The sequence below is a fragment of the Chloroflexota bacterium genome (genome assembly GCA_013152435.1).
Lineage (GTDB): Bacteria > Chloroflexota > Anaerolineae > DUEN01 > DUEN01 > DUEN01.
The window spans coordinates 19,805-31,294 of sequence record JAADGJ010000097.1 but is presented as its reverse complement, the minus strand read 5'-3'; the positions used below and the strand labels follow the sequence as shown (position 1 = coordinate 31,294).

At 65.2% G+C, this 11,490-nt stretch carries 11 protein-coding genes; 5 read left to right on the top strand and 6 right to left on the bottom strand.

Annotation, left to right across the window (positions count from 1 at the left end; genetic code table 11):
* Positions 1–1,211: gamma-glutamyltransferase (locus GXP39_13945; protein ID NOZ29135.1), on the bottom strand; the 1,211-nt coding region annotated here is incomplete at its 3' end.
* Positions 1,212–1,474: 263 nt separating this feature from the next.
* Between GXP39_13945 and GXP39_13940 the strand changes: the two genes are divergently transcribed.
* The gene (locus GXP39_13940) at positions 1,475–2,365 is read left to right on the top strand and encodes a dihydrodipicolinate synthase family protein (GenBank protein ID NOZ29134.1); all 891 of its coding nucleotides are present in this window, start codon (positions 1,475–1,477) and stop codon (positions 2,363–2,365) included.
* Positions 2,366–2,381: 16 nt separating this feature from the next.
* Positions 2,382–2,846, top strand: coding sequence for a hypothetical protein (locus tag GXP39_13935; protein ID NOZ29133.1), 465 nt, complete (start codon positions 2,382–2,384; stop codon positions 2,844–2,846).
* Positions 2,847–2,907: 61 nt separating this feature from the next.
* Here GXP39_13935 and GXP39_13930 read toward each other — a convergent pair whose 3' ends face one another.
* The 5 genes from GXP39_13930 to GXP39_13910 all read right to left on the bottom strand — a co-directional run bounded on the left by GXP39_13930 (position 2,908) and on the right by GXP39_13910 (position 8,036).
* Complete coding sequence (locus GXP39_13930) at positions 2,908–4,071, bottom strand: pyridoxal phosphate-dependent aminotransferase (protein NOZ29132.1); 1,164 nt, start codon at positions 4,069–4,071, stop codon at positions 2,908–2,910.
* A gap of 35 nt (positions 4,072–4,106) precedes the next feature.
* Positions 4,107–4,769 (bottom strand): hypothetical protein, encoded by a 663-nt coding sequence (locus GXP39_13925; GenBank protein NOZ29131.1) that lies wholly within the window; start codon positions 4,767–4,769, stop codon positions 4,107–4,109.
* Positions 4,766–5,914, bottom strand: a complete 1,149-nt coding sequence (locus GXP39_13920) for a glycosyltransferase family 4 protein (protein NOZ29130.1) — start codon at positions 5,912–5,914, stop codon at positions 4,766–4,768. The genes GXP39_13925 and GXP39_13920 overlap by 4 nt, the downstream gene beginning before the upstream one ends.
* Before the next feature lie 77 nt (positions 5,915–5,991).
* Positions 5,992–6,525 (bottom strand): GtrA family protein, encoded by a 534-nt coding sequence (locus tag GXP39_13915; protein NOZ29129.1) that lies wholly within the window; start codon positions 6,523–6,525, stop codon positions 5,992–5,994.
* 17 nt (positions 6,526–6,542) lie between these two features.
* Positions 6,543–8,036: an O-antigen ligase family protein gene (locus GXP39_13910; protein ID NOZ29128.1), complete on the bottom strand. Its 1,494-nt coding sequence runs from the start codon at positions 8,034–8,036 to the stop codon at positions 6,543–6,545.
* A gap of 212 nt (positions 8,037–8,248) precedes the next feature.
* Here GXP39_13910 and GXP39_13905 point away from each other — a divergent pair, with 212 nt between their 5' ends.
* From GXP39_13905 to GXP39_13895, 3 genes are all read left to right on the top strand, one after another.
* Positions 8,249–8,704, top strand: coding sequence for an NUDIX domain-containing protein (locus GXP39_13905; GenBank protein ID NOZ29127.1), 456 nt, complete (start codon positions 8,249–8,251; stop codon positions 8,702–8,704).
* Positions 8,705–9,057: 353 nt separating this feature from the next.
* Positions 9,058–9,327 carry a hypothetical protein gene (locus GXP39_13900; protein NOZ29126.1) on the top strand — a complete coding sequence of 90 codons (270 nt, stop codon included), beginning with the start codon at positions 9,058–9,060 and terminating at the stop codon, positions 9,325–9,327.
* Between the two features lie 120 nt (positions 9,328–9,447).
* Positions 9,448–11,448: an amidohydrolase family protein gene (locus GXP39_13895; protein ID NOZ29125.1), complete on the top strand. Its 2,001-nt coding sequence runs from the start codon at positions 9,448–9,450 to the stop codon at positions 11,446–11,448.
* Positions 11,449–11,490 lie beyond the last annotated feature (42 nt).

Here is an 11,490-nt window from a genome sequence, read left to right as displayed (position 1 = left end):
CCCCGGTTCTGCAGGCTGACCCCCGTGCCGGGCACCACCAGGCCGGTCCCCGTGCCCATGTACAGGCTGTTGATGAAGCTGCACGCGTTCCCCTCGCCGTCCACCACGCTCAGATACACCGTGTCCGACCCGGCCATGGGATCGCCATAGGGGACGTCCCGGGCCGCCCGATGCATATCGATGCGCCGGCGACGCCGATTGGCGTATTCGGGGCTGACCAGCTCCTCCAGCGGGATGTCCACCACGCGGGGATCACATACCCATTGCTGGGCGTCGGCGAAGGCCAGTCGCATGCACTCGATCATCACGTGCAGCCGGTCCGCCTCGCTCATGGCGGCCAGATCGAACCCGGCGGCCAGGTTCACGGCGATGATGGCGGCCAGCCCCTGGCCGTTGGGGGGACACTCGTACAACGTGACGCCCCGATACTCCGCCATGATGGGCTCATCCCAGGTGGACGTGTGGGCGGCCATGTCCTCGGGCGTGATCCAGCCGCCGTATCGCTGCACGTGTTCGCTGAGCTTGCGGGCGAACTCGCCCTTGTAGATGTAATCCTTGCCCTTGGCGGCGATGCCCCGCAGCGTCTCGGCCAGGGTGGGGAGGCGCATGATCTCGCCCGGCCGCGGCGCCCGGCCATCGATCAGCAACTCGTTGCCGCTGGGCTGCTCCGGCCCGTTGTCCTGATCGCCGCTCTCCCAGTCGGGGGCGCGCAACAGCTTCTTCACCTGGCGCGCCCAGCCGGTGGCGATCAGCTCCGTGACCGGGTATCCGTTCTCGGCCGTCCAGATGGCCGGCTGCAATACGTCGGACAGGGTCATGCGGCCGTGGCGCTCCAGCAGATCGGCCCAGCCGGCCACGGTGCCGGGGATGGTGACCGTATGGCCGGTGAAGGTAGGCATCTTCGTGTATCCCAGTCGGCGCAGCTCCTCGATGGAGGCGGCCGCCGGGGCCCGGCCCGACCCGTTCAGCGCCGTGACCGTCTTGGTCTTCGCGTCGTAATAGAGGGCGAAGCAATCGCCGCCGATGCCGGTGGAGATGGGCTCGACGACGTTGAGCATGGCGGCGGTGGCGACGGCGGCGTCGGCCGCGTTGCCGCCGGCCTTCAGGATGTCCAGGCCCGCCTGAGCGGCCAGCGGCTGGCTGGTGGCCACGATCCCACGCGTGGCCATCACGTTGCTACGGCGTGATCGGAAGACGGCGTCGAAATTCATGGCTCCTCCACGTTCGGATGTGATACGGTTCTCCCCGGCGCATGGTATCGGAAGTTTGAGAAGATGTCCAGAAGCACATCTCGGGATGAGCGACGCCGCGCCCGTGAGGGAGGGCGGGGGGACATGGCGATGCGATGAGCTTTCTCTTTTTCTCCACCTTGGGTATACTGCTGACCGGATGCCGCTGCGAGGGCGGTTCCCTTTGCTGTGGATCAGCGGGGGCCCGGTTCGGCGTCCATTTCATCGCGCTGGGGAGGATATGTATGCCTGCATTTCACGGGGTGTGGCCCGCTCTGGTGACGCCTTCCACGCCAGAAGGGCGAGTGGGCGAGCCGGTGCTGCGAGATCTGGTGGAGTATTTGCTGGGGAAGGGCGTGGACGGGTTCTACGTCTGCGGCACCACCGGCGAGGGGATCTTCATGTCGGCAGACGATCGCAGGCGGGTGACGGAGGTCGTCCTGGATCAGGTGAGAGGGCGGGTGCCCGTCATCGTGCATGTGGGCAGCGTCGCCGCCGGGGACGCCGTCGCCCTGGCGCGGCACGCCCGGGAGTTCAGGGCAGCCGCGGTGAGCAGCATCATCCCGCCCCTCTATCGGGACACGCGCGGCGTGGTGGCGTATTTCGCCGAGATCGCAGCGGCGGTGCCGGACCTGCCCGTCCTATCGTATATCTTCGGCGGCACCACCGATGCGGTCGCCTTCATGCGGGAGCTGTTGCAGCGCATTCCCAACCTGGCGGGCCTCAAGTACACGGGGCCGAACATGCACGAGTTTCGGCAGATCGTGACGCTCCGGGAGCGGGATTGGACGGCGTTCTCCGGCATGGATGAGCACTGCCTGTTCGCGGCGATGATGGGTTCCACCGGCAACATCGGCTCCACGCTGAACTTCATGCCCGGGGTGTATCGAGAGATCCGGAGATGCTACGAGGCAGGGGATCTGGAGCGGGGGCTGGAGCTTCAGATCCGGGCGAATCAGGTGACCCGTGTGTTGGAGGCGTTCGGATTTCCGGGCGCTTTGCGGGAGGTCATGCGCATGCTCGGGTTTGACTGCGGGGAGCCTCGTTTGCCCGGCCTGCCGTTGCCTGCCGAGAGGCGGGAGGAGTTTCACGAGGCGTTGGAGGCGGTGGGCTTCTCCGCCCTGGTGGAGATGTAGGGATGATGGGAGGATCATGAAGATCTACTTTCGGAAGTCGGCGGTCGTCTATCATGAGGATCAGGATCAGATCCAGATCTGGTTCGATCGGCCGGGCGAGGCTGAGCGGATAGGGGCCAACGTGATCTGTGAGATCGGGCGGGGGGGCGAGCTGGTACGGGTTCAGGTGCAGGACCACAAGCGGCTCCGCCTGCGGAAGCGACTGGAGGCGTTCACACAGACGGAGGAGCCGCCCACCTGGTCGTGGGGATACATCACGTATGATGAGACCGCCCGGATCGGCACGTTTTATCTGACCTCATGGCCGGGGGACGGGACGCCGGAGCAGGTGCGCCGGAGGGCCATCTGCGAGATCGACGCACAGGGACGGCTGTTGGGGATCATGATCCCGGTGGGCGGTCGTGATGGGGAGTGGCTGTTGCGCACGGCGACGGGCCGATTGCCGGCCGCCTCTCGGGAACGGCGTAGACCCCGGCGGTGACGGCCGGCTCATGCCCTCCTCCGCGCTGGACGATGGCATCCCAGATGGAAGTACGTTCGGATCACAGCCGGCTGAGCGCGGCCTCCATGCGCTCCAGCCCTTGCTGGATGTTCTCGATGGACGTGGCGTAGCTCAGCCGCAGGAACCCCTCGCCGTGGCGACCGAAGGAGGCGCCGGAGAGGGTCGCCACGCCCGCCTCCTCCAGAAGCTTGTCCGCCAGCGCCTTGGACGTCAGGCCGGTGCCCTCGATGTTGGGGAAGGCATAGAAGGCGCCATCCGGCATCAGGCAGCGCACGCCCGGCAGTCGGTTCAGCCCTTCCACGATGAGATCCCGGCGGCGACGGAACTCGGCCACCATGCGTTCCACCGGCTCTTGCGGCCCCGTCAGCGCGGCGATGCCGGCCCATTGAGTGAACGCGGCCGCGCAGGAGTTGGAGTTCACCTGTAGGCGCACGATGTGCGGGACCAGTTCCGGCGGGAAGACCCCGTATCCCAGCCGCCATCCCGTCATCGCGTAGGTCTTCGAGAAGCCGTCCAGGAGCACGGAGCGCTCGGCCATGCCGGGCAACGTGATGATCGAGTGGTGCTGCCCCTCGTACAGGATGCGGCTGTAGATCTCATCGGAGAGCACGTAGAAATCGTGCCGCTGGGCCAGATCCGCGATCCGCTCCAGGTCCGATCGAAGCAGGACGCCCCCGGTCGGATTCTGAGGGGAGTTGAGGATCAGCAGCTTGGTGCGGTCGTTCACCAGACCGGACAGCTCGTTCGCATCGAATCGGAAGTGGTTCTCCATGCGCAGTGGGGCGGGCACGGGCTTGGCGCCGATGTAACGGATCATGGACTCGTAGATGGGAAACCCCGGATCCGGGTACACGCACTCGTCGTCGGGCTCCAGGAGCGCCAGCATGGTGAAGAACATGATGGGTTTGGCGCCGGGCGTGACCACCACCTGATCCGGGCTCACCGGGCATCCTCGAGTGCGCTCGACATAAGCGGCGATGGCCTCTCGCAGGGGAAGGATGCCCGCCGCGGGGGTGTAATGGGTCTCCCCCCGCTGCAGCGCGTCGATCGCCGCGTCGACGATGTGGGCGGGCGTGTCGAAATCGGGCTCGCCGATCTGCATGTGGACCACCGTGCGGCCCTGGGCTTCCAACTCCCGGGCGCGCGCCAATACCTCAAAGGCGGATTCGCTCTTCAGCCGATACACGGCGGATGCCAGCTTCATATCCTCTCTCCTCTTACGCAATACGCAACACGCAATTACGCCTCACCCATCCCCGTTTCCCTCGACGGATGGGTTCCCCGGCTTAGCGCGATCACCCCGATGGCGAACAGGATCTCCCCCAGCGCCATGATCCACGGGCCCCGGCCGATAGTGATGGGATGGCCGTAGACGTGATCCAGGGCGGGGCGGATAATCCAAAACTGACCCATGGGGATCACGATGGCCGCCAGGCTCAGCAGCGCCAGGAAGCCACCCAGCCATGCGATGGGCACCCGGCGCCATACCGGCGCGGCGGCTGTGGCGATCAGGCAGATGGCGATGGCGATGACCTGGAGCCGGAACTCCGGCAGGCGCAGGGTGACGGGCGACCAGGCCGGGGGCAACATGGCCAGCGCGCTGGGAATACTGCCCAGCCAGGCGATGGTGCGCAGCAGGGTGGGCCATCGCACGGCGGGATGCCAGGACAGCGTGCTCAGCGCCAGGCTCAGGGTGATGAGCGGCAGGTAGAACCCCTCACGGAAGATGGCGATCTGACCTTCCCGATATTCCGGCAGGAATTTGACGTATTCGGCCAGGTCCAGGCCGGGGATGACCAGCGCGGCTGCTTTGTGGGCGACCCATGGCCCCCAGTAGCCGGCGGCGATGAGGAGCAGGGCGAGCGTCAGGATCAGGGACCACCTGAGCTGCCGGGAGATCATCCGCCTTCCCTCCCCAGAGCGATTTGATAAGCGGTCACGAGCCGTTGCGCTGCGGCCTCCCAGGTGAACCGTCGGGCCTGGGCGGGACCCGCCGACCGGGTGTGCTCCCGCCAGGCCTCGTCCTGCAGGAGCCGGGCCAGCGCCTCCGCCAATGCGGACACGTCCTCGGCCGGGACGCGTAACGCCGCGTCGCCCACGGCCTCCGGCAGCGAGGAGTTGTCGCCCACCACCGTGGGGACGCCACATGCCAGCGCCTCCAGCGGCGGGATCCCGAACCCCTCGTAGAGGGAGGGAAACGCGAAGGCGTCGGCCAGGGAGTACAGCGTGGGCAGGTCCTCGTCCCGGACGAAGCCGGGAAAGTGCACCCAATCGCTCACCCCTTGTCGCTCCGGCTCTCGGAGGATGTCCTCGTAGAGCCATCCGTATCCCCCGGCGATGACCAGATGCTGTGGCGGAGCCCAGCGTCGCCGTAGCTGCGCGTAGGCCTGGATGAGGCGCACGTAATTCTTGCGCGGCTCCAGCCGCCCCACGCTCAGGATGAAACGTTGGGGCAGCCCGTAACGAATGCGCACCGCATTCCTTCGAACCTCGTCCTCCACGCGACGGAATGCGGGGCTGATCCCCGCGGGCACCACGCTGACCTTCTCGGGGGAGACGGACAGGAGCTCGATCAGGTCCCGGCGCGTGCTCTCCGAGTCGGCCAGGACGTGCCGGGCCCGGGCGACCGCCCGGGGCACCTCTGCTGTGAGGAAGGCGCGCAGCCGTGGATCGGCGCACTCCGGCACTCGTAGAAAGGACAGATCGTGCACAGTCACCACGCCGATGGCCCGGCGTAGTGGGGGCAGCACGTAATCCGGCGAGTGGTACAGGGCGATGGGGCCGGTCAGCCAGTCGGCGGGCAGCGGAAGGTGAAGCCGGTGCCAGACCCGGATCATCGTGCGCTCGGACAGCGGGATCGATCGCCACGTCATGTGGTCCGGCCAGGGGCGTGGGCTGGCGATCTTCCCCATGACGAACAGCAGGAACTCGAGCCCGTCCGGAGGAGGGAGTGCAGCCAGCGCATCCACCAGGCCGCGGGTGTACCGGCCGATACCCGCCGTCTGCGAGAGGGCAGGGGTGTAGTGGATGGCGATGCGCGTAGTCATTAGGCTATCGCTCCCTCCTCACCTCGCCCCGAAAAAGCCAGCGCTCATTGCCCCCCGTCGGTTTCATCCAGCGCTGCCTACAGGCCACGATAGGTCCAAAGCCGGTTGGCGCCGAAGTTCCAGAATAGCACCACGCCGATGGCGAACATCTTCGCCAGGTTGTAGTCCCATGGGTCGGGGATCCACGCCCGGATCACGTAGTAAACGGCCAGCAGGACGGCGTTGTTGATCAACAGGCCGATGATGTTCACCAGGGCGAATTGAGGAAGCTGGGTACGGATGGGACGACTGCGGCTTTCCGGAAACGTCCACAGCCGGTTCCACGTGAAGTTGTTGAGGACGGCCGCGGAGAAGGATACGGAGTTCGCGTAGAGGAGCGGCCATCCGGCCAGCTTGACCAGAGCGTTCAGGATCGACAGATCCACGATCATGCCGACGGCTCCCACCGTCGCGAACCGAAGGAAGCGGGTGAGTTCCTTTGGGGTGACGTAGTCCTTGATGAGTGGGTGTTGTATGACGGAACGGATCACCGGCCAGTTCCTCCATTCCCAGGTGATCGATGACGTTGAGGGGGTGCGCAGGGATGGACTGCCGCCCTCTTCCTCTTCCATGGTAGGCTTCATCGACATCATGGGGCCATCACATCGCACGATCCCGGCGCCCTCCGGCCGACGTGGGCCATGCTGAGAACCGCGAGGGCTCCCAGGAGCAGCGCCAGGTGGAGGATCATGTGTTGCACGTATAGGTTGTCAAAGAGGTTATGTACGCTCAGGTGCGTGAGCACGCCCAGTACGCCGATGGCCAGCGCCTGTGGCCATCCGCTCAGGCGGCGCGCCTGCCGCGCCGTCCAGATGAACGCTGCAATCCCGACGAGCATATACACGGCCAGCCCGATCAGCCCGGTTTCGGCCGCCGTGTTCAGGTAATAGTTGTGGGCATGTCCCAGCGACTCATACCATCGCGGCAGCGCGTAGGCGGGATATGCGGCGGCGTAGTTGCCGATGCCGACGCCGAGCCATGGGTGGTCGCTGAACATGTTCCAGGCCGCCCACCACTGGGCCAGCCGTTGTACGATGGGAAAGTTCGCGTCCGTGATCTCGATGGTGCGTGGATCGGTAAACCTGGCATATTCCAGGAGCCCGCTCATCCGGCCCTGGAGCGCCGAGACGGGCCCACCGCCCGTGTATCCGATGACGATGAGGGCGGATAGGACGACCGCTCCGATCAAGGCGATGGCCCCGGTCGTCTTCGTCCCCCGGGCGAGGACGATCACCGACAGCGCCGCCGCGAATCCCAGCCAGGCGCCCCGCGACCAGCTCGCCAGAAGTCCAAGCGTGACCATCCCGGCGGCGGCCGTGACGGCGGCTGCCAGCGTCAGAAGGCGAAATCGCCCCGGCGCTCGCCGCCCGCGCCACACCTCAGCCAACGCCCACCAGGCCAGGCTGATGGCCACCGGAGCGATCAGGCCCATATATCCGCCGAACGGATTCGGCTGGCGGAACGTCCCGTAGGCCCTCAGGAAGCGACCCAGTATGGCGAACTGGCTGGGGCCGATCGCCCGGACGAACTGGTAGATCCCTAGCCCCGCCTCGGCGACGCCGGCGAGAAGGATCGCCCCGATGAGCCAGGGCGTGCGGCGTGGGGGCAGCAGCGCGACCACGGCCAGGTACAGGGCCAGGCCCTCCGCCCATTTGATCCATTCGACCAGCCCGTCCTTCAGGGACCAGGCGCCTGGCAGGGTGGCCAGGTAGGCTCCCAACAGCAGAAGCGCCGGCAAGAGCAGCGGCGGATGCGGGATCACGATGGCCCGCCGGGAGACTCCTCGCGCCAGCCACCCTCCGATGATCAGCAGGAAGAGCAGCTCGTTGATGTTCGCGTTCGCCTGGCCTATTGGAAGGGGCATCAGGGGGCCGAACGGGATCGTCACGGCGATGATGAGGAGCCCAAGCCAGGGGCGGATCAGCACGGCCAGAACGACGCTGATGCCGGCGAGCAGGAGAAGCTCCCATCGCAGGGGAGCCAAAGCCAGACTCGCCGCCAACGCCGTCAGGGCGAGCAACCCGATGCCTTTGCGTATGATGCTGTCCCATGCGATCGTGCGTAGTGGTTGTGTGCCGATCATAACATTCCCTCTGGACACGGCGCTATCATACGGCAACGAAAACCCTTTGTCAATTGCTTGGAGGGTGGAAGGATTTCGTTCTCCGTCAGCGTTTTTGACGCTCTCAACATAAGTGCTATAATCACGTCCTGTCCGAGGCAAGGGAGCGCTGCGCTGGGTCGTGGTTAAGGGAATGGGCTTCGCTTCAGAAGCCGGGAGAAGGGTGGCCGAACATGACGCAGGAGACGAGAACGTACCACGCGGCCGGCGGCGTCGTGGTGTGCGGGGACAAGGTGCTGCTGCTGGATCGTCCCGGCCGCGGCGAGATCCGGTTGCCGAAGGGCCATGTGGAGGCCGGGGAGAGTCCGGTGGAGGCCGCGCTGCGGGAGGTGCGTGAGGAGACAGGATACGCCCGGCTGCGTGTGGTGCGGGATCTTGGCCTCCAGACCGTCGAGTTCGACAACCCGTACGATGGCCACCATTACCTGCGCCATGAGCATTACTTTTTGATGTGCCTGGATGGCCCGGAGCAGGTTGCGCGGCCGGCGGGCGACGAGCAGTTCTCGCCTCTCTGGGTGCCATGGGATCAGGCGGAGGAACTGCTCACGTTCGAAAGCGAGCGGAACGTCGTGCGTCGTGCGCGGCAGGCCCTGGCCGAAGGGGAGGAGTGCCCTCCGGGGGAGATGTGAGAGGGGGTATCGCATCTGAGGGACGAGCCGGGCTGGGTTTCCATCGGGCCGGGCGTGACAGGCCAGGGTAGGAAGGCGGGGAAATCGGCGTCGCACCGCTGCCGATGTGAGGAAAAGAGCGTCTTTTTCGACAAAACTATTGACGTTGGCTCCGTAACTGATTATACTGAGTCGTGAATGGACCGGGTGTTTGACCCGGTTGGGCGGCGATGTGGAATCGCTGCCGTCGTCGTTCCTCAGAGGGCGTCACATCTGCCGGGTTCATGCTCGTCTGGATCGCAGTGCAGGAGTCGTGGTGGGTTGTATACGAAGGTGAGTTGCTTGATCATCTCTCGTGAGGTCAGGAGGTGACCATGCCCAAGGTTCGGTGTCCGCAGCGCCGCTGTGTCTTCTGGGAAGATGACTACTGTTCGGCGGAGGAGATCGAGCTGGATCCGGAGCAATTGTCCTGTCTGACGATGGAAGAGTTTGAGGATGGCATCGTGGATGACGAGGAGATGTGGGACGACGAGGATCTCCTGGATGACGAGGACATATGGCCGGATGATGAGGACGACGATTGGCTGGAAGAGGAAGAGGATGAGCTGGACGGGTTCGTCTTGAGCGATGAGGATGAGTGGTAACGACAATCGATGACATAGAGGGATAGGCCTCGTAAAGCCAAGCCCGGCGCGAGGACGGGGTGGTCCTGTGCGCTTTTTGTTTACCTCGAAGGGGCGTGAAGGGATAGCAAGGAGTGGAATGTGGTTGCCGTAGATCGTCTTTTCACCGGCGGCATCGTGGTGACGATGGACCGCCGCCGAAATGTATTTCTGGATGGCGCTGTTGCCGTGCGTGGATCGGATATCGTGGCGGTGGGGCCGTCGGACCAGATCACCCGCCGGTTTGAGGCTGAGGAGGTGGTGGACTGTCGCGGGACCATCGTCACGCCGGGCCTGATCAACAGCCACACCCATGTGCCCATGAGCCTGTTGCGGGGGCTTGCCGATGACCTGCGGCTGGACGTGTGGCTCCTGGGCTACATGATGCCGGTGGAGCGGGAGTGCGTCACGCCCGAGTTCGTGCGCTGGGGGACGCTGTTGTCCTGCGCGGAGATGATCTGCTCCGGCGTGACGACCTTCTGCGACATGTATTACTACGAGGATGTCGTGGCCCAGGCGACGGAGCAGGCCGGACTGCGGGCCATCCTGGGCGAGACGATTTTGAAGTTCCCCTCCCCGGACGCCGCCTCTTACGACGAGGGGCTATCCCATTGCCGTCAGTTTATCGAGCGGTGGCGAGGACATCCCCGGATCATCCCGGCCGTGGCGCCCCATGCCCCGTATACCTGTACCGATGAGATCTGGCAGGAGGCCATCGCGCTGGCGTTGGAGTTCGACGTTCCCCTGATCACCCATCTATCGGAGACGGCTCACGAGGTCCAGGAGAGTCGCCAGCGCTGGAATGGGCTCTCGCCAGTGGCGTATGCGGAGCGCATGGGCGTCTTTCAGGCGCGCGTCATCGCCGCGCATTGCGTGCACGTGACCGAAGATGACATGGCGCTGCTGGCAACCCACGGCGTGGGGGTGGCCCATTGTCCCACCAGCAACCTGAAGCTGGCCAGCGGAGTGGCGCCCGTGGTGCTCATGCGCGCGCGACATATTCACGTGGGCGTCGGAACCGACGGATGTGCCAGCAACAACGACCAGGACATGTTCGAGGAGATGCGGCTGGCGGCGCTGCTGCCGAAGGGCACCCGGGGCGATCCCACCGCTTTGCCGGCGGAGGAGGCGTTTGCGCTGGCGACCATCGAGGCCGCCCGGGCCATCCATATGGATCAGCTCATCGGGTCGTTGGAGCCGGGCAAGCGTGCGGACATCACCATGATCGCCCTGAATGCGCCCCATGCGGTGCCCCGGTTCAGCCTCAGCAACGCCAACATCTACTCTCACCTGGTCTACACGGCGAAGGCCAGCGACGTGGTGGGCACCTGGGTGGATGGACAGCCGCTGCTGCGAGACGGCCAGTTGCTCACCATCGACCTGCCCGAGGTCATGGCTGAGGCTCAGCGATTGGCCGATGGGATCAACACCTTCCTGAAGGAGCGTGAGTCCAGCCTGCTGAACAAGCTGTTGGCGTTGGGTGGCCTGGAGCAGCAGGAGACGTTCGAGGTGCAGGTCAAGGCTCGTGTGGACGATCTGGCCGCGGTGGAGAGGCGCTTCCTGGACCTCGGGTTGGAGCTGGTGAAGCGCAGCGTGCGTGAGCAGTATGATACGTACATGCTGTTCTGGCGACCGGAGCCGGAGATCCTGCGCTATCGTGAGGATAACGTGGTCCAGGAGCGGACCAACGGCGGCGTGGAGACCCTGGGGCTCACGTTGGAGGTGGTGCCGGAGTACACGTTGACGCTGATCGGCCCGAAGAAGGAGCGGGAGTATGAGAGCCTGGCGATCCTCTCCCGAAGCCGCTTCACCTCGCACGCGGCCCATTCCCTGCGCTTCTATCGGGAGTATTTCCAGCCGGACGAGGTGCGCGAGGTGGTGAAGTGGCGGACGCGCTACCGCTTCCTGTATAAGGGGGAGGAGTTTGCCTTGAACCTGGACCGCATCACGAAGCCGGAGGGCAAGGGATCGTTCGTGGAGATCAAGAGCCGCACTTGGTCGGCGGCCGACGCCGTTCGCAAGGCGGAACTGATCGGCGAGTTACTGGAGCTCTTGCACATCCCGCGTGACTCAATCGTGAAAGGGGAGTACGTGAACCTGTAGCGTGGCGAGGGCGATGTCGCTTATTAGAGAGCCCGGCGCCTT